The sequence below is a fragment of the Neorhizobium sp. P1_A6 genome (genome assembly GCF_056406795.1).
The window spans coordinates 158,517-179,962 of the sequence record NZ_JBFTZM010000003.1 but is presented as its reverse complement, the minus strand read 5'-3'; the positions used below and the strand labels follow the sequence as shown (position 1 = coordinate 179,962).

Genomic DNA, 21,446 nt, shown 5'->3' with positions numbered 1-21,446 from the left:
AAGCCATCAGAAGCGGCAGCGAAAGGACGACTTCGTGACCGGTGAGATGGATACAAGGCATTTCAGAACGCTCTTCATTTCGGACGTCCATCTGGGCTCCAAGGCCGCCCGAACGGACTTCCTCCTGGATTTCCTGCGCTATCATGAAGCGGATACCATTTTCCTGGTCGGCGACATCGTCGACGGCTGGCGGCTGAAGCGCAACTGGTATTGGCCGCAGGGCTGCAACGACGTGGTCCAGAAACTGCTGCGCAAGGCGCGCAAGGGCACCCGCATCGTCTACATTCCCGGCAACCACGACGAGTTCCTGCGCTCCTTCCCGGGCACGCATTTCGGCGGCATCGAAGTCGCGGAGCGCGAAATCTACGAAATGGCCGACGGCAAGAAATACCTTGTCCTGCATGGCGACGAATTCGACGTCGTGGTCCGCAATGCACGCCTGCTCGCCTATCTCGGCGACTGGGCCTATGATGCCGCGATCGTCATCAACATCGGGCTTGCCGCCATTCGCCGCCGTCTCGGCATGCCCTACTGGTCCTTCTCCGCATGGGCCAAGCTGCAGGTCAAGCACGCCGTCAATTTCATCGGCGAGTTCCAGCGGGTCGTCGCCGACGAAGCCCGTCGCAACAACGTCGACGGCGTCATCTGCGGCCACATCCATCACGCCGTGATGGAGGACATCGACGGCATCCACTACGTCAATACCGGCGACTGGGTGGAAAGCTGCACTGCGATCGCCGAGAATTTCGATGGCACGCTGGAAATGATTTCCTGGCAGGACATCGTCGCGACGGCCGAGATCAAGGCCTTGCCGGCGCCGCAATCCGTCGGGGACATGCGGGCCGCCTGAGTGGCCCGCGACAGACGGGCTGGCCGGTCGGAGGGCCATTTCTTGCCATAGGCAGGCATGAGGGTGTGTGTTAGGTAAGCTGAAACTTCAGCAACCCACCCGTGAAATCGTGATTCCCTCAAATACGGCGCAGACAGCGCCCCGGTTCTTCCAGTTGCGCTGTGCGATCGCCTATGGCGCGCCGCTCGGGGTGAATGGCGTGATTCTACCCTATCTGCCCGTCTGGCTCGACGGGCTGGCCTTCACCGAATTCGAAATCGGCATCGCGCTCGCCTCGCAGCTTTTCCTGCGCGTGGCTGCCGCCCCGGTGGCGGGACTGCTTGCCGACCGTATGACGGAACGGACCCTGATGCTTGCCTGGTCCGGCGCCCTGTCGCTGCTGACGGCATTCGCCATGTTCTTCACCCGCGATTTCTGGCCGGTTCTGATCATCGTCGCCATTCAGGCGGCGGTTTTCGCACCCTATGCGCCAATCGTCGAATCGATTGCCGTGAGCGGTGTCCGGCGCTGGGGCTTTCAATATGGCTCGATGCGCGTCTGGGGGTCCGTCGGGTTCGTGGCCGTGACGCTTCTTGTCGGCGAAATGCGCGGCTTCCTGGGTTTGCAGGCCATTCCGTCGGCGATAGCGGTCGGCTTTCTGCTGACCGTCGCTGTGGCGTTCGCGGCGCCCAGGCTTGGCCGGGCGGTTATCAGGCCGGACCCCGACAGGATGCCCCAGCCGAGTTCGCTGAAAAGGCTCGACCTGCACGTGCTGATGATCGGCGCGTCGGTGGCGCAGGCAGGGCATGGCATGTTCTATACGTTCGGCACGATTCACTGGCAGCAGGTCGGGTTTTCAAGCGGCTCGATCGGCGTGCTCTGGAGCGCTGCAGTCGTGTCGGAAATCCTGGTCTTTTTCGCCGCCGGCTGGATTGCGCGAAGGATTTCGCCGTGGACGCTGATGCGAATCGGCTGTGCGGTCGCGGTGCTGCGCTGGACGCTGTTTCCGATGCCGCTCGATTTTTGGGGATATCTGGCGCTGCAGGCTACCCACGCCTTCACCTTCGCCTTCGTGCATATCGGCATCCAGCATCGGTTGGTCGAGGCGGTGCGAGAGGATCAGGAGGCCTCGATGCAGGGTGCCTATGTGTTCTACAATGGCGTCTTCCTGGGCCTGTCGACGGTGCTTTCCGGCGTGCTCTACCGCCAGTTCGGCCTGACCAGCTATGTTGCCATGTCCGTCCTGGCGCTTGTCGGCCTGTCGATCATTGCATTTGCAGCGAAACTTCAGCCCCAGAGGTCAGCTTCCGGCGGATAGACGAGAGAGCCTTCATAGCGCAGCCCGCCCGGCCGGTCGCGAGCCAGCAGCAGCGGCCCGTCGAGATCCGCGTAGTCCGCATCCTGGGCAAGCAAAACGGCCGGCGCCATGGCAAGCGAGGAGCCGACCATGCACCCGATCATCACGGCAAATCCAAGCCGCTGCGCTTCCGCCTTCATCGCCAGTGCCTCGGTGAGGCCGCCGGTCTTGTCGAGCTTGATGTTGACCACGTCGTAGCGGTCGCGAAGGTTTTCCAGGTCCTCGGTGGCATGCACGCTTTCATCGGCGCAGACGGAAACGAGGCGGCGGATACGGCCAAGCGCCGCATCCTGCCCGGCCGGCAATGGCTGTTCGATCAACGACACATTCGTTTCGGCGGCGATTGCCATATGGCGGGCGAGGTTTTCCTCCGTCCAGCCTTCGTTGGCATCGACGATGATTCGCGCTGCCGGCGCGGCGTCGCGAACGGCCCTCAGCCGTGCTTCGTCATTATCTGTTCCGAGCTTGACCTTGAGAAGCGGCCGTTGCGCGTTCCTGCCCGCCTCGGCTGCCATAGCCTCGGGTTCGCCCAGCGACAAAGTGAAGGCCGTGACGAAGGGTTTGCGGCTGGTGGCGCCGATCATATCGGCAACGCGCCGTCCGCCGAGCTTCGCCTTGAGGTCCCAAAGGGCGCAGTCGACGGCGTTTCGCGCGGCTCCGGGCTTCATCCGCCTCTGCAATTCTTCGCGCGTCAGGCCGGCGCGGATGGCATCGGCGATCGCTTCGATCTCCGCCATCACACCGTCCAGGCTTTCGCCGTAGCGCTTGTAAGGCACACATTCGCCGCGGCCGGAAATGCCGTTTTCACTAACGACACAGGTGATGACTTCCGCTTCGGTCTTGGAGCCGCGGGAAATCGTGAACGACCCGGAGATTGGAAACGTCTCTATTGTGGCTTCGAGGTGACGGCTCATGGTTTTACGCGTCCCGTTGTGGCAAATCCCTATGACGCAGCTATATTGCCGGTCTCGAAAGTGCGATCAACCGCATCGTGTTGAAACTCCTGACAAGCTTGAAGCGCGAAAGAAACACGTGACGTCCCAGCCAGCCGAAATCAAGGCCGAAGATATGCCCGGCGGCGACGGTGAACGGTACGTGCTGGCCGGCGAATGGCGCGGCCCGACGATTGCGCCTGTGCTCAAGGAGTTCGAGCGGTTTGAGCATGCCAAGAACCGCGGAAAGGTGGAGATCGATCTTTCCGGCATAACCGGCGTCGATACCGCCGGTGCCTGGCTCATTCGCCGGCTGATGACCGCCAAGGGCGGGCAGGGCGGGGAACCGGCCCTGGTCGGCGGCGAAGGCCCGATTCGCGAACTGATCGACGTGCTGCCCGAACATACTCCCGCGCCGCCTGCAGACGGCGCAAACAAGGGAAACCTGTTCGAACGGCTGTTTGCGCCGGTCGGCGAGGTGATGGTTTCGCTCGGCGGCGATTTCTACGCGGCCATGCATATCCTCGGATCGGCGGTCCGCGGTGCGCAAATGAAATTCGGCCGCGGCGCCGGCGTCTCGCCGGCCTCGGTCGTCACCCATATCGACCGCATGGGCGTGCGCGCCGTGCCGATCATCGTGCTGATGTCTTTCCTGATCGGCGCGATCATCGCCCAGCAGGGCGCCTTCCAGCTGCGTTACTTCGGCGCCGAAATCTTCGTCGTCGATCTGGTTGGTATCCTGCAGCTTCGCGAGATCGGCGTGCTCCTGACGGCGATCATGATCGCCGGCCGTTCGGGTAGTGCGATCACCGCCGAAATCGGTTCGATGAAGATGCGCGAGGAGATCGACGCCTTGACGGTGATCGGCCTCAATCCGGTCGGCGTGCTGATTTTCCCGCGCCTGGTGGCGCTGACGGTGGCCCTGCCGCTCTTGACGATCCTTGCCAATTTTTCGGCGTTGTTCGGGGCGGCCGTCGTCGCATTTGCCTATTCCGGCATTACCTTCGATACCTATCTGTCGCGCCTTCACGAGGCGATCGACCATACCTCCGTCGCTTCGGGCATGATCAAGGCGCCGTTCATGGCGCTGGCGATCGGCATCGTTGCCGCCGTCGAAGGCATGAAGGTGGGCGGCAGCGCCGAATCGCTCGGCCAGCACGTCACCACCTCGGTGGTGAAGTCGATCTTCGCCGTCATCTTCATAGATGCGATGTTCGCCCTTTTCTATTCCGCGATCGACTTCTGATGGAGAACGGTTTGGAAGAGGCGCCGCAGACCGCGATCAAGGACAAGTCGAACGGCCGGCAGGTGGTGCTGTCGGTGCGCGACCTGACGGTCGGCTTCGGCAATAAGCTGGTGCTCGACCACCTGAACCTCGACATCTATCGCGGCGAGATCCTGGGTTTCGTCGGCGCATCCGGCACCGGCAAATCGGTGCTGATGCGCACCGTGCTCAGCCTTCTGCCGCACCGTTCCGGCACGATCCACATTCTCGGTGCCGATTACGACACCGTCTCGGAAGACGAGCGCATGGCGCTCGATACGCGGCTCGGCGTGCTTTTCCAGCATGGAGCGCTGTTCTCGGCCCTGACGGTGAAGGAAAACATCCAGCTGCCGATGCGCGAATATCTCGATCTGCCGCAGTCGCTGATGGACGAACTTGCCTACCTGAAGATCGAGATGGTCGGCCTGCCGCCTGATGCGGCAGACAAATATCCATCCGAACTGTCGGGCGGCATGATCAAGCGCGCTGCGCTTGCACGTGCCCTGGCGCTCGATCCCGACCTCGTTTTCCTTGATGAGCCGACGTCCGGCCTCGATCCGATCGGCGCTGCCGATTTCGATGCGTTGATCGCCAGGCTGCGCGATACGCTGGGATTGACGGTCTACATGGTGACACACGACCTCGACAGCCTGTTCTCGGTTTGCGACAGAATTGCTGTGCTTGGCGAGAAACGGGTCTTGGTCGAGGGTACGCTTGAGGATATGTTTGCCTGTGACGATCCATGGGTACAGTCCTATTTCCGCGGCAAGCGGGCGCGATCAGTCGTGGTCCAAGAAAAGCAGCCTGCGGCAGAAGTAAAAGAGTGACGTAATCTATGGAAACCAGAGCCAACTACGCCCTTGTCGGTTTCTTCACCTTGCTGGTGATCGCTGCCGCTTTCGGCTTCGTCTATTGGATGGCGCAATCGGGCCGTGGCGGACCGACGGCCGAACTGGCGATCCGCATCCCCGGATCGGCGAACGGCTTGTCCGTCGGCTCTCCGGTCCGGTTCAACGGTATTCCGGTCGGTTCGGTTCGCAGCCTGACCATCGATCCGGACGATCCGCGTTATTCGATCGCGTTCACCGAAGTGCGGGCCGATGCTCCGGTCTATCAGTCCACCCAGGCGGCGCTCGAAGTGCAGGGCCTGACGGGTGCGGCCTATATCGAGCTTTCCGGCGGCGCCAAGGGGGAGGAGAACATCCTCCAGAAATCGATGGAGAACGGCCGGCCTGCGGTGCTGATCGCCGAACAGTCGAGCGTCACCAACCTGCTCGCCACCGCCGACAAGATCCTCGAACGCGCCGACAAGGCGATCGGCGACATCCAGGGATTTGTCGCCGACGCGCGCGGTCCATTGACCCAGACCATCCGCAACGTCGAGACTTTCACGTCGGCGCTTGCCCAGAATTCCGACAGCATCGACAAGTTCCTGAACAGCCTTTCGACGCTGTCGGCGACGATCGACCGGGTCTCCGGAACGCTCAACTCGACCCTTATCGCAGCTGAACGGCTGGTGAAGGCGATTGACGCGGAAAAGATCAATGCCGTGGTCTCCAATACCGAGCGCGCCACCCGCAACATCGCCATGGCCTCGGATAAGTTCGACGACCTGGTAACCAATGTCAGGAACGCCGCCGCCAACTTCGAAAAGGCGGGTTCGGACGCCCAGACCCTTCTGAAACGTGCCGATGGCGTGTTGGGTGCCGTCAATACCGATCAGGTCGCCACCACGATCCGCAATATCACCGCCGCTTCCGAGGATGCCCGCCAGACAATCGGCTCGGCCCGCGGCGTTGTCGACAATTTTGCCCACCGGAAGGACGATATCGACCGCGCGATCGGCGATTTCACCGATCTGGCAAAGAAGCTCAACGACGCTTCGAGCCGCGTCGACGGCATTCTTGCCAAGGTGGACGGGCTTGTGTCGAGCGACGACTCGCAAGGTCTGTTTGCCGAGGCGCGCAAGACGCTCGAATCCTTCCGCACCATGGCCGACAATATCAATGGCCGGGTCGGCCCGATCGCCGACAACCTGTCGCGTTTTTCGGCGGGCGGCCTGCGGGACATCCAGACGCTGGTTAACGACGCGCGCCGCACGGTGCAGTCGCTCGACCAGACGATCAACAATTTCGACCAGAACCCGCAGCGGCTGATTTTCGGCGGCGAGACGGTGAAGCAATATGACGGCAGAACGCGGCGGTAGGCGGGGCATTTTCAGTGTTGGAAAGAGTGGGGTTTTGATGACCGGTTCGGAGGTTCTGATGCGACGCGCGGCCCGTGCCCCGGTTCTGCTTGCGCTGCCGCTTGTCGCGGCACTGTTGGCTGGCTGCGGCAGCAAGGCCAACAACGACACGTTCGACCTGTCGATCACTCCGTCCGGCCAGGGCCAATCCGCCCGTAACCGGCAGATCCTGGTGCCCGAACCGACAGCGCTCAAGCTCTTGAACAGCGAACAGGTCGTGGTGCGCGTTTCGGCTTCCGAAATCCAGTATCTCGCCGATTCCCGCTGGGGCGACCGCCTGCCGGCGCTCGTCCAGTCGAAACTCGTCGAAGCCTTCGAGAACTCCGGCCGTCTCGGCGGCGTCGGCAAGCCGGGGCAGGGCCTGGCGATCGATTACCAGATCGTCACCGATATCCGCGCCTTCGAGGTGACGGCTGGCAGCCCTCGTCTCGCCAACGTCGAAATCTCGGCCAAAATCCTCAACGACCGTAACGGCACGGTGCGCGCCCAGAGCGTGTTCAAGGCGACGGCCCCGGTCTCGGGTGCCGAGAATCGCAATTTCATCGAGGCCTTGGATCGCGCCTTCGCCAAGGTCGGCGCGGAGATCGTCGACTGGTCGCTGAAGTCGATGTGATGCTCGCAGGACCTATCGGTTTCGGCGGGTAAAATCGTTCGTATCCAATCAGATCGCTGCTGATGCCCATTGGGGCTTTTGCTTCGAGGCTGAACTGTCCCGACCTCTCGCTTTCGACGAACATAAGATCATCCATCGTAGCCGTGACGGCGAAGCCGATCTGGAGTTTCGGTTGGGTGCTACCAACGCTCGATAACTTGAACGCGTTTGACCTAAAGCCTCAGCCTCTCCGTAGCCTTCTCAACACCAGTTCGCAGGAGATGAGGCATATCGTTCACCGCGATGGACCGGTTACCTGGACCCTGTCCGGAACGATAGCTCTTCCGGTTCTTGGAGGTGCCGCCCGTTCAAACGACTCAGGTTCTACGAATCTGCACTGATCAGCCAACAAAAAAGCCGCCCCGAAAGGCGGCTTTTTAGGTATCGGTTGTTCCGATCCGGCTCTTAGTTGAACCGGCCGGCGGCGTGGGCCAGCATCGTGTAGACCTTGCCCGTATCCGAGGTGAGGTAGCTCTGGGTTACCGTCTTGTCGCGATCGGTGCGGGCGACGTCGGCGAGCAGCTTTTCGAAATCGGCGATATAGCGGTCGACGGCGGTGCGGAATTCCGGTTCGCGGTCGTACTTGCGCTTGATCTCGTCGAAGGTCTGCTGACCCTTCAGCGTGTAGAGGCGACGGGTGAAGACGTCGCGTTCGCCGCGCTGGTAACGCCGCCACAGGTCGACCGATGCGTCATGATCGATGGCGCGGGCGATATCCACCGACAGCGAGTTCAGCGATTCCACCATATGGCGGGGATTGCGGTTGTCGCCGTTGCCGCGCGGAGCGGGGGCCGGCTCGGCCGCACGCGGTGCCGGCGGCTGTTGCTGACGCGGTGCGGTGGCTTGCGTCTCGGTGAACTCGTCACGCGATGCGCCGCGCAGCAGATCGCTGATCCAGCCGCCGTCGGTGCCGCCGCGCTGTGCCTGTTCGGGTGCGCGGGCGACGGGCGCCTGTGTCGGCCGGTCGAGCGGCAGCGTGCCGCGCAACGCGTTTCCGGCATAGGGATCGCTGCGGGGTGCAGGCGGCGCCGGCTGCGGGATGGCTGCGGCAGCGGGCTGTGGCTGCGGACGGGCAGGAGCCGGCTGCGGAGCGGGAGCAGGCGCCTGGCGTGGTGCGGAAGCCTCGGAGATTTCGAAGTTCTGCGTCGAACGTCCGACCAGCGCCGAGATGTCCTGTAGTGCCTTGATCTGCTCGGCAACGGCACGCCGCATCGCGGCTGCACTTTCCTTGGCTTCTTCCGGAAGGTCGAAGGCGCCGCGCTTCAGTTCGGTGCGGGTCGTATCCAGCTCGCGGCGGATATCCTGCGCCGAGCGGCGGATCTCGTCGGTTGCGCCGGAGAAGCGGTTGATGGCTTCCTCGACCGATTCCCTCAGCGTATCGCGCAGCTGTTCGGCAGCGCTGCCGGAGCGGGTGGTAGCATCCGACAGCAGCTGTTCGACGTCGCTGAGCGACTGCGAGATGCTGCCGCGCATCCGCTCGGAGAGATCGCGGGTGCGCTTCTCGGCATCGGAGAGCGTCGTCTCGATGGCGTGGTTGGCATCGCTGCCGGCGCTGATCAGTGCTTCGCGCATTGCATCGGCCGTGACTTCGGCACGATGCTGCGTTTCCCCAAGCGTCCGGCCGATATCGGCAAACGAAGCATGCAGGCTTTCGCGAAGCCGCGAGCCGACCTGCAGCGAACGTTCTTCCGCCCGCTCGAACGCGCTGTCGACGAGGCTCGTCATGCCGCGCATCGTCGTCTCGATTTCCTCGGACCGCTTGACGAGACCGGTCGACAGGTTGCGCAGCGCGTCCTGACGTTCGTCCAGTGTGCTGGCGAGGTTGGACTGTGCTGCACCGAGGAGTTCGGATGCTTCGACAAGCACGCGTGAATGGTCGTCGAAACGGCCGACAAGGCTGCTGACCTGATCGAGCGTGTTGCCGAAGACGTCCGACATGCGACCGATATTGTCCTCGAGCATGCGGGTCGAGCCGGAAACGATATCGGCGGAGTTGGTCGCCGACTGCACGAAACGGTTGGCCGTCACGCTCAGCTTGCGGTCAGCTTCCGAAAGGTGATGGGCGACGGCGTCGGCGGTGCTGCCGAGTTCCTTCGCCGTCTCCTGGACCATCGCGGAAATGTTCGAATTGCTTTCCGCCAGCTTGTCGATGAGGCTGTTGACGCTGGCTGACAGGCCCTGTTCGACATGACGCATGGTGCCGGCCGCACTTTCGGTCCGCTGCGTGATGGCGGCAAGCGTCTCGTTGGTCCGTGCGGCGATCGCATCGACCAGCGCCGAGTTCTCGTTGCGGATACGTGCCGTCGATTCGTCCGTCGCAGACGAAAGCCGCGTGGTCGTTTCTTCTGTCGCGGCGGAGAGCCGTGCGGTCGTGTCTTCCGCAGCAGAGGAAATCCGTGCCGTCGTCTCCTGCGCCACGGCGGAAAGCCGTTCGGCACCCTGCTGGGCAGCAGTCGTCATTTGTTCGATGGCGTTGCGGCCGGTCGCGGCATATTCCTCGACCATCGGCTTCGCCTTTTCGTCGAGAAGCCGCGTTAATTCAGCCGAGCGACCGGCGAGCATGGAATTCAGGTCACGGGCGCGGGCGTCGAGGGCGGAGTGAATGGCTTCACCGCGGGCCGCGAGTGCCCGGTCGACGGCGTCCATCGCGCTATCGAGGTGGCTTGCGGTATCGGCGAGCGTGGTGCGGATGCCGTCGCCGCGCGAGTCGAGAGCCTTCTGCGCATCGTCCAGCGCCTCGGAAATTGCCGTTACCTGGCGCTTCACCAGGCTGTCGGCCTCCGCGACCTTGTGGACGATCGCATTGCCGGCTTCGGAGAAAGCGAGCGCTACGGTTGCCGCCTGGCCGGCGAGCCGGTTCTGGGTTTCCGAAATCCGGCCGACGATCTGGGTCGAGCGTTCCTCGATCGCCTTGGTGAACTCGGCGTTGCGATTGCTGAGTTCCTCGGTGAATTCGGCGCCGGCACGGGCCAGCACTTCGGCGGAGCGGGTGGCTTCGCTGTCCATGCTCTGGGCTGCGGCGCCGACTGCTTCGCGCAGTGTGGAGGCGAGGCCGACAGCCTTGCTTTCGATGGTCTTGGTGACGTTGTCGAGGCCGATCGTCAGAGCGCGGTCGATCGTGCCGAGTCGTTCCTCGATACGGGCGGTGCGGCCGTCCATGGTGTCGGTGATACGATCCGAAGCCTCGGTGGCCACGCGTTCGAGGTCAGCCGTGCGGTTGGTGAGCGTGGCCGAAAGATTGGCGCCGGCCTCGTCGACGAGTTGAGCCGCCTCGAGAATCTCGCCGCGGATACGGCCTTCGAGCCCGCCGAACGTCGATTCGATGCGGCTGCCGGTTTCCTCGAGTGCGCCCTGAACCCCGCCGACCGTCTGCCGGATGCGGTTGGAGAATGCGTCGGCCGACCGGCCGATTTCGCCGGCAGCATCGGAGAGCCGGACGGCAAGCGTCCCGACATTGTCGCGCAGACGTTCTTCGAGAGACTGACCTGCCGTATCGATCGCATCGCGCAGAGCATTCTGCTGGGTTTCGAGCGACATTTCCAGCATTCCGGCACTTGCGGCAATCGAGGTGCCGAGCGACGTCGCCTGGTCCTGCATCAGGGTCCCGATCTGGCTCTGTGCGTCGCCGAGCGTGGTCGCGATCGAATTCGTGCGTTCTTCCAGAGTGTCGCGGATCTGTTCGTAACCGGAGCCGAGTGTCGTTTCCAGCTGCTGATGGCCAAGGCCGATGGTCGCGGCGATACGCTCCTGCGTTGAGCCGAGAACGGCTTCGACCCGTTCCAGTCCATCCGCCATGCCCGTTTCGAAACGTTGGGCGCCGCTTGTGAGCGCCGTTTCAATACGGCTGCTTGCGCCGCCGACCGTCTGTTCGAGGCGATCGCCGCCGCTTTCGAGAATGCGGGCAAGCTCCGCCGTCCGGTTATCGAGCGACTGGTCGAGATTGACCTGGCTGTCGGCATAGGCGTTGCGGATGGTCTCCGCGCGGGCCGCAAAGGACTGCTCGATGCGGACGTCGGCATCGATGAAGGTATTGGCGATGGCCGTCGACTTTTCGTCCAGCATGCCGGCGAGGCGGTCCTCGCCGAGTGCGAAGGAGGTGGCGATTTCCATCGACTTGTCGTCGAGGATTTCTGCAAGCCTGTCGCGGTTGATGCCGAGCGATTCGTTGATTTCAGAGGTACGGCGGGCGAGGTCGCCGCTCATGCGCTGTTCGGTCTCCGAAAGCGCACGGGCGATCGATTCCGACTTGTCGTCCAGCATGCCGGCGAGGCGATCTTCACCGAGCGCGAAGGACGTCGCGATTTCCATCGACTTGTCTTCGAGGATTTCGGAAATCCGCTCGCGATTGGCATCGAGCGACGACTGCATCTCGGACGCACGCCGGCCGAGCTCGTCGCCGATCCGCTGTTCACTTGTCGCAAGCGTGCGGGAGATGTGCTCCGACTTTTCGTCGAACATGCCGGCCAGCCGCTCCGGCGCACCGGACATCAGTGTTTCGATTGCGGCAGACTTTTGGCTGAGCACCTCGGTCAGATGATCGTGGCTGCCGGAAAGTGCAGCGATGATGGCGCCCGAGCGGATTGCCAGGCTCTGTTCGAACTTGGCCTGGTTTTCGGAAAGCGTGCCGAGCAGGCTGCTGCTGCGCTCGGCAAGCGTTGTTTCGATATTCTGATGCGCGTTCGCAAAGCCTGCGTGAAGTTCGCTGGTGCCGGAGGCGAATACGCCCTTCAGTTCACCGGTGCGCGAGGCAAGCACATCCTGAAGCTCGCCGGTGCCCGAGGTGAGCACACTCTGGAGTTCGCTGGCGCGTGCGGTGAATGCGTTCTGAAGTTCGGTGGCGCGGCCGCCGATCACGTCGTGAAGTTCGCTGGTTCCGGAGGCGAGCACGCTCTGGAGCTCGGTTGTCCGAGTTCCAAGCACGTCCTGGAGTTCTCCGGTGCGCGAGACAAGCACGGATTGGAGTTCCCCGGTATGCGTCACGAGCGCATCCTGGATTTCGGCAGCGCGGGACGACAGCGTGTCCTGAATTTCGCTGCTGCGGGCCGACAATGCGTCGGACAGTTCGCGCGAGCGGCTTCCGAGCATGGAGTCCAGCATTTCCTGGCCGGTGCCAAGCGTCGTCTCGAGCGCAAGCGACTGATCGGTGAGCGAGGAACTGATGCGCTCGACGCTGGACGAGAGAATGTTCTCGATCGCGTCCGAACCGCTGGCCACCGTCTCGTTGATGCGGGCAAGGCTGTCCATCAGCTTGCTGTCGAGCGTGCCGGCGCGCTGGTCGAAGGCGGAGGTGAATTGCGAGATGCTGTCGTCGAAGGTCGTGCTGAGCAGGCCGACGGTCGTCTGCAGGCGCTCTTCGAAGAAGCCGGAGCGCATGTCGAGGTCGAGGACCACGTCTTCGACGGTGCTTTGCAGGCTCTGGCGGAAGGACGAGCTCTTTTCTTCGAGCGAGCTGTTGAGTGCCGCAAGGATGCCGCCAAGCGAGCCGGTGAGCGTCTGTTCGCTTTCGGCAAGTCCGTCGGTGATTTCCCGCGTGCGCGCAAGCAGCGTCTCGTTCAGCTGGCGGGTGCGGTCGGCAAGTGCCGCGTTGAGCTTTTCGGTATTGGCGTCGAGCGAGGAGGCGCGCGTCTGGAATTCGTTGAGAAGCGCCTGGCCGCGCTGCGAAAGCACGGTGTTGATCGCTTCCATCCGCTCGTCGAACTCGTGGGCGAGTGCGAAACCGGAGGAATTCAGCGTCTGCAGCAGGTTTTCGGTCTTGGTGGTCAGCAGGCTGCCGAGCGCTTCGCCGGCGGCGTTGGACTTCTCCATCAGCGCCGCGCCGCGCGTCTCGATCATCGAGGCGAAGGCTTCGCCGGAGGTTGCCAGGCGAATGGAGATTTCTTCGGTCGCGAGCGACAGCTCTTCCTTGAGCTGGTCATGGGCGCCGGCAATCGACGAACGGATACGCTCGGCGTGGTTGACGATGGCGTCCCGTTCGGCGCCGAGTTCATGGACGAGGCCGCGAACGCGCAATTCGTTGTCGGTAAAGCTCCGCTCCAGCGCATTCACTTCCGAATGCACGAGCGTTTCGAGCTCGGCGGCGCGGGCGATGGTGCGCTCGATACCTTCGTTCATCGCCGATACTTCGCGGCGCACGGCCTGACCGACGCTCATGATCCGCTCGGAGGCAACGGTCTCCGGGTCCGAAAGGCGAAGCGCCACCTCGGCCATCGAGCGGGCGGCGGTCCTGAGGTCCTGAGCGCGAGCCATCATGATCGCGAAGGCGAAGAACAGCATGATCGGGACGAAGATGCAGACCGCGAGCGCGACGATGCCGGGCGCAGCCAGAACGCCCTCGACCGAGGTGATCTGCCAGAGTTGGTTGCCGTAGATCATCTGCCCGAGGGCGATACCGCCGATTGCCCAGAGGATCGAGACGATCACCGCATTGCGGATCGACGAGCGCATTGCGCCGCCTTCCAGCGTCCGCAGGATCGCCGTCGAACTGCGCTTCCCCGAATCGTTGGCAGGCTGGAATGTGGGGGATTTGGCAGCGGTTTCAGTAGCGGCCGACCTGTATGATTCGGCGGCATCATCCTGGTATTGGGTCTGACGCGGTTTGTTAGTGTCTGACACTCTTGCCTCCGAGGCATGGGGCACTGATCTTTGGCGCGACTGATCATCGTTGAAGTTGATTTTTAGGGCATCTTCCAACGCCTGGAACGCCGTCTCATCGATCGACTCGCTGCTAGGGTTCTTTGCCATGCGGTTACGCCTCGTTACATACTCGCCCGGCAAATCCCATCTGACGCGCTGCCGCCCGCAGACCGACAGATGGAACGCTGCCTGCCGGAAACTCTCCACCCACAAAGCGGACTTCCAGTTTCCTATTCATTTTCAAGTCGGATGGCCGTTCTTTCAAACGGATGATAATGAAAGCTTACCAACCTACCACCCGGGGCAAAAGGACGATATTCCTCGCCACCTTAGGCGTATTGTAGTGGCACATTCGGCCACCCTGCACAATTATGACGCCTGCCTTCGAATGATGCTGTGGAATGTTGTTAACAGAATTTAAACCATGCGAAGATGCAAAACTCCTAAAATCCCGGGAGCTTAGCAGAAATTAACCATATGGGAAGAAACCGGCCCAGATTGTGCCGGAATTTAACGGGATAGCTGCGATTGGCCCGCACAATTCGGGACATTATCAGAAGAACAACAGGGAAAACAGGTTCATGGCAATGGCAGCCGTCAGTATCGCGTTCGAAGCTCCGGAAACCCTCCGGGGCGCTTGCCCCTCGCAGTCCCGTCCGATCGACCTCGTCCATCTCGCGACCCAGACCATGGGCGACAAGACCCTTGAAGTCGAAGTGCTCCAGATGTTTGCACGCCAGGCGCGCCGCGCGCTGCACGATATATCAAGCGCCGATAGCGCCTACGTCGTCGCAGCCGCACACCGTCTGAAGGGCGCTGCCGGTGCGGTCGGCGCCTTCAAGGTTTCCGCCGCTGCCGAGCGCCTTGAAGACAATGCCTCCGACGCCTCCTTGCGGGCTGCGGTCGCTGCCGCAGTCATCGAGGCCGAAAACTTCATCAACAAACTCTGCCGCTGAGCGAATCGTTTGGGCGAGGCGCCGATTGAACAGCCGGCGGCGCCCCGAAATGTTGACTGCGCCGGGCTTTTATTGGAAGACAGCACGCTCAAATAGTGTGCCCTGACCCTTCAACATTCCGGATTTCCCTATCATGACGAAACTGACCATCGTTGCCTTTGACGGAACGCGCTTCGATATCGAAGCCGAGCCAGGCTCCACCGTTATGGAGAATGCGGTTCGCAATTCCGTCCCGGGCATCGAGGCCGAATGCGGCGGCGCCTGCGCCTGCGCTACCTGTCATGTCTATGTCGACGAGGCCTGGACGGAAAAGGTCGGCCCGCCGGCTCCCATGGAGGAAGACATGCTCGACTTCGCCTTCGAGGTGAAGCCGAACTCGCGCCTTTCCTGTCAGATCAAGGTCAAGGCGGATCTCGACGGGCTCGTGGTCAACGTGCCCGAGCGCCAGGCCTGATCGTAGCTGATCTTCATTTTCCCGATTGCCTGTTTCCGGGCAAAAAAAAGCCTCGCTCCGCAAAAGCGGCAAGCGAGGCAAGGCGGGCGCATCACCAGCAGGGGAGGGAGGAAACACCTGCGGCTTGAAGACACGCCAGGAGAACTAAACACAGGAAATCAAAACTCAGGAACACCTGAAGCAACTGCGTTCGACACATCGGTCCCGGAACCGGAGGGTCACGCTGATCTTGCGGCTATCTACCTCATCTGCTTCGTTTTTCGAAGCGTCGGTAAGTAAGCTATGTCTTAGGTTATATCCGAGATTCGTATTTTAGACTATCACCATAAATCACCCGTCATTGACGAGGGATGGCGCAAGCCTGGAAAAAGCTTCGCAACGGTTCGCTGACCTGATTCTTAGGAGAGGGGACTAATTTCCGGAGCGCTTCATGCGGTACTGCAGCAGCCGCATCATCCGGGCGTCGAAATTGGCCGCTTCGATCTGGTCGAATCGGAGTTGCTCCCCGTCATGCGCTTCGAGAACCCGGCGGGTCGTCTCGGCCACCTGTTTTTCCAGTGCATCGCAGGTTCTGTTGACAGGAAGACCCAGCAGTTCCCGTTCGAGCTGACGCGCGTGGTTGCGGGCGATTTCCGCGTGCCGCTCCTCATGGCGCTTGATGTCCTTCGACAGCGTATCCCAGATGAAGCCGAGCTCGGGCGTGGCCCGGCCGCGATTGCCCCAGCGGGGCAGGATGATGTGGGTGCGAAGCGTCACCCGTGCGCCGCCGACCGAACAGCGGCCACCCTTTTCCACATAGGTGACATCGCCGCCGAACTTGATTTCCGTGGCGCCCGGATGGCGATGGCCGGTGCCGCGGGTGATGGGGCCGCGATTTTCCAATTCCTTGTCGAGGTCCTCGGCCGTGCGGCCGCCGATCCGGAAATAGGAATAGGTCTTGTTGATGATCGGCTCTGCCGTGGCCGTCGCAGGGATCGCGCAGAGGAGAAGAAAGACACCGAAAAACCGGCGGACTCTGCGCATGGAGAACATTCTATGGCCTGCGACGTTGAACTTATGGGGACCTTGGGGCATAGCCAGCCTGAGCGCAACACAAAGGCATCAAATTTTGCGTTACCCTTCGACAGACGGCCGGCCGGTGATATCGCAGCGCAACAGCACCTGGCGTGTCGGGCGCGGTCGTGCCCTTGAACTCGGCCGCCAAGGCCAGATTATGGCGATCATCAATGTCACGCCGGATTCCTTTTCCGACGGCGGAAGATACGGAAATGTCGATGCCGCGGTGGCTCATGCCCTTTCCTGTGTCCGCGACGGCGCAGCTATTCTCGATATCGGCGGCGAATCGACGAGGCCCGGCGCGGCCGAGGTATCGGCGGCCGAAGAGCAGGACCGCGTCCTGCCGGTGATCGAAAAACTCGCCGCGGAGACGGATGCGCTGATCTCGATCGATACCTACCGCGCCGAAACCGCGCGTCTGGCGATGGCGGCAGGTGCCCATATCGTCAACGACGTCCACGGCCTGCAGCGCGAGCCGGAGATCGCCACCGTCGCGGCTCAAACATCTGCCGGGGTCTGCATCATGCATACCGGCCGCGGGCGCGAACAGGAAAAGCGGCCCGACAGGATCGCTGACCAGGAATTTTTCCTGCAGCAGTCTCTCGAGATCGCTCGCAGCGCCGGTATTTCCGAGGAGGCGATCGTGCTTGATCCCGGCTTCGGCTTTGCCAAGGACCGTGACGACGACCTGGAATTGATGGCGCGGTTTGCCGAATTGCATAGGCTCGGTTTCCCGCTGCTCGCCGGAACCTCGCGCAAACGCTTCATCGGCGCGCTGACGGGACGGGAAAAGGCGGACGAGCGTGACGTCGGCACCGCCGCGACCACGGCGATCCTGCGGCTTGCGGGCGCTTCGATCTTCCGCGTCCACAATGTCGCCGCCAACCGCGATGCGCTGGCGATGGCGGACGCGGTGCTTGCCGCGGCCTCCGCTTCTAACGCAAGAGAGGGCCTTTGATGGCGACCTACACGATCACGCTGAAAAACTGCGCATTCTACGCCAGGCACGGTGCCTTCGAGCAGGAGGCAACGCTTGGCCAGCGTTTCTTCATCGATGTCGTCATGGACGTGGAGGCGGATGAGGCGCTTGAAAACGATGATGTCGCAAGCACGGTGCATTACGGCATCGCCTATGAAATCGTCGAGAAGGTGGTGACCGGCCACCGCCGCAACCTTATCGAGACGCTTGCCAAGGATATCGGCAGGGCGCTGTGCGCCTGGTCGCCGCAGATCCGTCGGGTGGAGATCGCCGTGCGCAAGCCGAGCGTGCCGATCCCCGGCATCCTCGATTATGCGGAGGTGCGTGTTGAGCATTTCGCGTGAAAAGACGCTCGAAGTCGCGGCTCTTGGGCTTGGCGGCAATATCGGCGACCCGCCGTCGTCCATGGCCGAGGCGCTCCGGCAGCTCGATGCGCGCGAGGACTGTCGCGTCGTGGCCGTCTCGAAACTCTATTCGACACCGCCCTGGGGCAAGACCGACCAGGCGGATTTTTTCAACTGCTGCGTTCTGGTGGAGACTTCATTGGAGCCGGAGGACCTTCTCGACGTCTGTCTGTCGATCGAGCGCGGTATGAAGCGCGTCCGGCTGGAGCGCTGGGGACCGCGCACCATCGATATCGATATCCTGACCTACGGGGCGCGCGAGCAGAGAACCGAAAAACTGGAAGTGCCGCATCCACGCATGACCGACCGAGGCTTCGTGATGATGCCGCTTGCCGACATCGCCCCGGATCTTCTGGTGAAGGGAAGGAAAGTGCGTGACTGGCTTGGGGGTGCCGACATCGCCGGCATCAAGGTCGCACGCGACAGCCGGGATTGGTGGCGGGACGCCTGAAGGCTCAGCAGATCTTATTGCTTGATCGAGCCGACGGCGATCGAATCCATGTCGCGGTCTAGGCTGAGCCCGATCACCGGAACCATCTGGTCTTCGACCTTGATCGAGATGGTGATGTTCATCTTGTTCTCGCCGCGCAGGCTCGCGACCATCGCGCCGTTGAGTTGATTGCGGTTGATGCCCATGACGACCTTGTCGCCGCTGACCGAGCCGGAAATGATGTCCAGTCCCTTGCCCTCGGCGCCATCCAGAAACTTGCCGGTGTAACCGCGGCCGCTCTGGGCGATGGTGGCCGACATCGGTTGCTGAAACACGCCGACACGGCAGGTCCCATCGAGTTTGATGCCGACATCACTGTCCGGGATTGCCGCACCGGTCAGGTTGCAGCTGAATTTCGTGCCCTTGTATTTGCCGGCGACGATTTCGCCGGGACCTTTCCAGACGCCGGCGACCGACTGGAAGAATGCCTTGTCGCGCGGAGCGGCTTCAGCCTGCGGCGCCATGGCGGAAGTGGTCGCGACTGTCAGAATGGCGAACCCGCCCAGAAGCGAAAAGAAGCGCGAATACATGAACTTTCCCCTGACGAGCAGCAACTTTAAGTGTCCCGTAATTTAGGTGGGAATGGTTAACGACTGGTGACCATGGCCGGATTTGGGCCATGGTCGACCCTTCTATTGTTCATCTTTTCGCCCGCCGACTGCCGCAATATCCGAGATGAAATCGCTGATTCCGGGCCTTTTCACCGCCCGGAAGGGCAGCGGCCGGCAAAGATCCATGGCGGCGATGCCGATTCGCGCGGTCAAGAGGCCGTTGATCACGCCTTCGCCCAACCGCTTCGACAGTCTGGAAGCGAGCCCATGCCCGAGGACCTGTTGCGCAACGCCATCGCCGACGGCGATCGAGCCGGTTACGGCGAGATGGGCGATGACGTCCCGCATCAGTCGCAACAGGCCGAGCGTGCCCGGCCGGCCGCCGTAAAGTTCGGCCATGGCGCGGATCAGCCGTGTCACTTCGAAGAGCACGTAGGCAAGGTCGACAACGGCACGTGGGCTGATGGCGGTGACGACAGAAACACGTTTGGACGATCCGAGAATGAGAGCACGGGCCTTGCGGTCGAGCGGCGCCAGGAGCTCCCGTTCCGCAAGCTCGATAAGCTGGGGGCCATCGATGATTTCGTCCTTCGTGGCGTCGAGGTTTGCGCGACCCTTGGCGGTCTCCGCCCGGTGACTGAGAAGTTTCGCAAGCGTGGCGACGACGGCACGCGCGGCAGTCGGGCGAGGGGAAAGCGCCGCCTCTTCCGCTTGCGCTTTCAGGGTCTGGACCGCGGAAAGTCGCATCATGCCGAAGATTTCGCGGCCGACGATCACGGTAACTGCGACGAGCCCGATGGCAAGCGCTGTGAGTGCTGCATATCCCAACCAGTCGGCACGGGTGAACAGGTCGCGGACGACGCTATCGGCCCATAGACCAAAAGCGAGCGACAGGAAGGTGCCGAAGGCCGCCGTCGCCAGATTGACGAAGGAGAATTTCTTGCGCGTCCGGGGCTCGGCGACCGGGATGGCCTCCGCGGCGAGTTCGGGCGGCGTCACGAACGGATCCTGTTCGTCGGGCGTCACGACGACGCCGTCCTCGAAGCTGCGCGGGCTGCGGCGAGGGACGGGCAAGGTTTCGTTTCGGGCGACACTTTCCTCTTCAACCGAGAAAGATGCGGGTCGGCGCTTGCCGTTCTGAGGTGATTCGGGCGGTCTCATGCGAGGCGGTCTCCGAACAGGAATTGCATGGCGCGGTCGAGCCGGATATGTGGTACCGAGAGCTTCATGCCGCCATTCGCCTCTTCGAGCGCCGGTGGGCGAAAGCGCACCACGTTGATCTCCGGAAGCTCCGCATTGACCGAATCCAGCTGCTGAAAAAATGCTTCAGGATCTTCCGGCAAGTCACCGGGAAATATCGCTGTTTTCTTGTTTCCATCAAAGCGTTCGCCGTTGATCATCTCGCCCGCATTAGGCGTGCCAACGATGACTGGCAGGAGATGATTGTCTTCCTTGACGGTCGCCTCGCGGGTGGCGCGCACCGATGCGATCGCCATAACCTCGATGCCGGCGCCGGCCATGCCGATCCGTTTGACTGCGCGATCGACCAGCCGGCCGGTGAGCCGTTCCAGGCGATCATGGCTTTCGTGATGCAGGTGATCCGCCTTGGTGGCGGCGACCAGAACCTTGTCGATCCTGCGGCCGATCAGGGAAGAGAAGAAACTGTTGTGGCCGGGGCGGAAACAGGCGAGCACATCTGTCAGCGCCCGTTCCAGATCCTGCACCGCTTCGGGACCGCGATTGATCGCCTGCAACGCGTCGATCAGCACGATCTGACGGTCGAGCCGGGCGAAATGCTCGCGGAAGAACGGCTTGACCACGACGTTCTTGTAGGCCTCGTAACGGCGCTCCATCATCGCCCGCAGCGAGCCCTTCGGCGCCTTGGTGTCGGACATGTTCGGCAGCGGCGCGAAGGTCAGCGCCGGCGAGCCTTCGAGATCGCCGGGCATCAGGAACCGGCCGGGCGGCAGGGTCGAAAGCGACCGTTCGTCCGCCTTGCAGGCCTTGAGGTAGCCCGCAAAGGCTTCCGACAGCCGTTTCGCGGTCATTTCGTCAGCCGGGGCGTCCGCATCTACGCCGTTTGCGAGGGCGAGCCATTCCCGCGACAATTCCTCGCGGATGCCGGTCCCGGCAAGTGCTGCGGTATTATCGCTGAAGGTGCGAAAATCCTGCGCCAGCAGCGGCAGGTCGAGCAGCCACTCGCCGGGATAATCGACGATGTCGATCGACAGCCGGCCGCGGGAAAACATCCGCCCCCAGCCGCTGGCGCTCTGGTAGTCGAGGGTGATCCGCAGTTCCGAGATGGCGCGGGTCGAATCCGGCCAGATGCGGTCGCGCACCAGGGCCTGGATATGGTCTTCGTATTGAAAGCGCGGGATGGCGTCGTCCGGCTGCGGCTCAAGCCGCACCGCCGACACCCGGCCCGACCGGAGCGCTTCGAAGAGCGGCAGCCGCCCGCCGTTCAGGAGATTGTGGACGAGCGACGAGATGAAAACGGTCTTGCCGGCTCGCGACAGGCCGGTCACGCCGAGCCTGATCGTCGGATGCACGAGGCCCGAGGCACGGTCGGCGAGATTGTCGAGCGCGATGCGCGCGTCATCCGAGAAGCTGGTAAGCGAAGGCGGCAAGGCGTCGTTCCGGGTCC

17 protein-coding genes are annotated in these 21,446 nt (G+C 62.5%); 11 read left to right on the top strand and 6 right to left on the bottom strand.

Annotated features, from left to right (window positions below; genetic code table 11):
- The first annotated feature begins 46 nt into the window (after positions 1-46).
- Complete coding sequence (locus tag AC1D3C_RS07725) at positions 47-850, top strand: UDP-2,3-diacylglucosamine diphosphatase (protein ID WP_080719155.1); 804 nt, start codon at positions 47-49, stop codon at positions 848-850.
- A gap of 109 nt (positions 851-959) precedes the next feature.
- Positions 960-2,147 carry an MFS transporter gene (locus tag AC1D3C_RS07720; RefSeq protein ID WP_247137451.1) on the top strand — a complete coding sequence of 396 codons (1,188 nt, stop codon included), beginning with the start codon at positions 960-962 and terminating at the stop codon, positions 2,145-2,147.
- Here the strand turns inward: AC1D3C_RS07720 and dgcA are convergent.
- Positions 2,117-3,100, bottom strand: coding sequence for an N-acetyl-D-Glu racemase DgcA (dgcA, locus tag AC1D3C_RS07715; protein ID WP_247137452.1), 984 nt, complete (start codon positions 3,098-3,100; stop codon positions 2,117-2,119). The genes AC1D3C_RS07720 and dgcA overlap by 31 nt on opposite strands.
- Positions 3,101-3,254: 154 nt before the next feature.
- On the opposite strand from dgcA, the gene AC1D3C_RS07710 reads away from it, so the two are divergent.
- From AC1D3C_RS07710 to AC1D3C_RS07695, 4 genes are read left to right on the top strand one after another with little or no spacing between them, the layout of a single operon-like run.
- Complete coding sequence (locus AC1D3C_RS07710; protein ID WP_247137455.1) at positions 3,255-4,364, top strand: ABC transporter permease; 1,110 nt, start codon at positions 3,255-3,257, stop codon at positions 4,362-4,364.
- Positions 4,364-5,209, top strand: coding sequence for an ABC transporter ATP-binding protein (locus tag AC1D3C_RS07705; RefSeq protein ID WP_038542818.1), 846 nt, complete (start codon positions 4,364-4,366; stop codon positions 5,207-5,209). Before AC1D3C_RS07710 ends, AC1D3C_RS07705 begins: the two co-directional genes overlap by 1 nt.
- Before the next feature lie 8 nt (positions 5,210-5,217).
- Entirely contained in the window at positions 5,218-6,588 is a 1,371-nt protein-coding gene (locus tag AC1D3C_RS07700) for an MlaD family protein (protein ID WP_038542820.1), read from the top strand.
- Positions 6,589-6,625: 37 nt separating this feature from the next.
- Entirely contained in the window at positions 6,626-7,240 is a 615-nt protein-coding gene (locus tag AC1D3C_RS07695; RefSeq protein ID WP_151042206.1) for an ABC-type transport auxiliary lipoprotein family protein, read from the top strand.
- A 444-nt stretch (positions 7,241-7,684) separates the two neighbouring features.
- Here AC1D3C_RS07695 and AC1D3C_RS07690 read toward each other — a convergent pair whose 3' ends face one another.
- Positions 7,685-14,020, bottom strand: a complete 6,336-nt coding sequence (locus tag AC1D3C_RS07690) for an apolipoprotein A-IV repeat region-like domain-containing protein (protein WP_477482484.1) — start codon at positions 14,018-14,020, stop codon at positions 7,685-7,687.
- A 479-nt stretch (positions 14,021-14,499) separates the two neighbouring features.
- Between AC1D3C_RS07690 and AC1D3C_RS07685 the strand changes: the two genes are divergently transcribed.
- On the top strand, positions 14,500-14,868 hold the full coding sequence (locus tag AC1D3C_RS07685) for an Hpt domain-containing protein (RefSeq protein ID WP_038549175.1): 369 nt from the start codon (positions 14,500-14,502) through the stop codon (positions 14,866-14,868).
- A gap of 133 nt (positions 14,869-15,001) precedes the next feature.
- Positions 15,002-15,322: a 2Fe-2S iron-sulfur cluster-binding protein gene (locus AC1D3C_RS07680; RefSeq protein WP_038542828.1), complete on the top strand. Its 321-nt coding sequence runs from the start codon at positions 15,002-15,004 to the stop codon at positions 15,320-15,322.
- Between the two features lie 411 nt (positions 15,323-15,733).
- On the opposite strand, the gene AC1D3C_RS07675 is transcribed toward AC1D3C_RS07680, so the two are convergent.
- Positions 15,734-16,354 carry a DUF922 domain-containing Zn-dependent protease gene (locus tag AC1D3C_RS07675; protein ID WP_477482483.1) on the bottom strand — a complete coding sequence of 207 codons (621 nt, stop codon included), beginning with the start codon at positions 16,352-16,354 and terminating at the stop codon, positions 15,734-15,736.
- Positions 16,355-16,430: 76 nt separating this feature from the next.
- Between AC1D3C_RS07675 and folP the strand changes: the two genes are divergently transcribed.
- The 3 genes from folP to folK are packed head-to-tail and all read left to right on the top strand — an operon-like array spanning position 16,431 to position 18,212.
- The gene (gene folP / locus AC1D3C_RS07670; protein WP_477482482.1) at positions 16,431-17,336 is read left to right on the top strand and encodes a dihydropteroate synthase; all 906 of its coding nucleotides are present in this window, start codon (positions 16,431-16,433) and stop codon (positions 17,334-17,336) included.
- Complete coding sequence (gene folB / locus AC1D3C_RS07665; RefSeq protein WP_477482481.1) at positions 17,336-17,701, top strand: dihydroneopterin aldolase; 366 nt, start codon at positions 17,336-17,338, stop codon at positions 17,699-17,701. Before folP ends, folB begins: the two co-directional genes overlap by 1 nt.
- Positions 17,685-18,212: a 2-amino-4-hydroxy-6-hydroxymethyldihydropteridine diphosphokinase gene (gene folK, locus AC1D3C_RS07660; RefSeq protein ID WP_477482480.1), complete on the top strand. Its 528-nt coding sequence runs from the start codon at positions 17,685-17,687 to the stop codon at positions 18,210-18,212. Before folB ends, folK begins: the two co-directional genes overlap by 17 nt.
- 14 nt (positions 18,213-18,226) lie before the next feature.
- Here folK and AC1D3C_RS07655 read toward each other — a convergent pair whose 3' ends face one another.
- The 3 genes from AC1D3C_RS07655 to AC1D3C_RS07645 all read right to left on the bottom strand — a co-directional run bounded on the left by AC1D3C_RS07655 (position 18,227) and on the right by AC1D3C_RS07645 (position 21,429).
- Complete coding sequence (locus AC1D3C_RS07655) at positions 18,227-18,781, bottom strand: hypothetical protein (RefSeq protein WP_477482479.1); 555 nt, start codon at positions 18,779-18,781, stop codon at positions 18,227-18,229.
- Positions 18,782-18,883: 102 nt separating this feature from the next.
- The gene (locus AC1D3C_RS07650; protein ID WP_477482478.1) at positions 18,884-19,963 is read right to left on the bottom strand and encodes a YcjF family protein; all 1,080 of its coding nucleotides are present in this window, start codon (positions 19,961-19,963) and stop codon (positions 18,884-18,886) included.
- Complete coding sequence (locus tag AC1D3C_RS07645) at positions 19,960-21,429, bottom strand: YcjX family GTP-binding protein (protein ID WP_477482477.1); 1,470 nt, start codon at positions 21,427-21,429, stop codon at positions 19,960-19,962. The genes AC1D3C_RS07650 and AC1D3C_RS07645 overlap by 4 nt, the downstream gene beginning before the upstream one ends.
- Positions 21,430-21,446: the final 17 nt, after the last annotated feature.

What these genes read in the sequence shown, in the direction of transcription:
- AC1D3C_RS07725 (WP_080719155.1), top strand. Translation starts at nt 47, where the DNA reads ATGGATACAAGGCATTTCAGAACGCTCTTCATTTCGGACGTCCATCTG.
- dgcA (WP_247137452.1), bottom strand. Translation starts at nt 3,100, where the DNA reads ATGAGCCGTCACCTCGAAGCCACAATAGAGACGTTTCCAATCTCCGGG.
- AC1D3C_RS07710 (WP_247137455.1), top strand. Translation starts at nt 3,255, where the DNA reads ATGCCCGGCGGCGACGGTGAACGGTACGTGCTGGCCGGCGAATGGCGC.
- AC1D3C_RS07705 (WP_038542818.1), top strand. Translation starts at nt 4,364, where the DNA reads ATGGAGAACGGTTTGGAAGAGGCGCCGCAGACCGCGATCAAGGACAAG.
- AC1D3C_RS07700 (WP_038542820.1), top strand. Translation starts at nt 5,218, where the DNA reads ATGGAAACCAGAGCCAACTACGCCCTTGTCGGTTTCTTCACCTTGCTG.
- AC1D3C_RS07695 (WP_151042206.1), top strand. Translation starts at nt 6,626, where the DNA reads ATGACCGGTTCGGAGGTTCTGATGCGACGCGCGGCCCGTGCCCCGGTT.
- AC1D3C_RS07690 (WP_477482484.1), bottom strand. Translation starts at nt 14,020, where the DNA reads ATGGCAAAGAACCCTAGCAGCGAGTCGATCGATGAGACGGCGTTCCAG.
- AC1D3C_RS07685 (WP_038549175.1), top strand. Translation starts at nt 14,500, where the DNA reads ATGGCAGCCGTCAGTATCGCGTTCGAAGCTCCGGAAACCCTCCGGGGC.
- AC1D3C_RS07680 (WP_038542828.1), top strand. Translation starts at nt 15,002, where the DNA reads ATGACGAAACTGACCATCGTTGCCTTTGACGGAACGCGCTTCGATATC.
- AC1D3C_RS07675 (WP_477482483.1), bottom strand. Translation starts at nt 16,354, where the DNA reads ATGTTCTCCATGCGCAGAGTCCGCCGGTTTTTCGGTGTCTTTCTTCTC.
- folB (WP_477482481.1), top strand. Translation starts at nt 17,336, where the DNA reads ATGGCGACCTACACGATCACGCTGAAAAACTGCGCATTCTACGCCAGG.
- AC1D3C_RS07655 (WP_477482479.1), bottom strand. Translation starts at nt 18,781, where the DNA reads ATGTATTCGCGCTTCTTTTCGCTTCTGGGCGGGTTCGCCATTCTGACA.
- AC1D3C_RS07650 (WP_477482478.1), bottom strand. Translation starts at nt 19,963, where the DNA reads ATGAGACCGCCCGAATCACCTCAGAACGGCAAGCGCCGACCCGCATCT.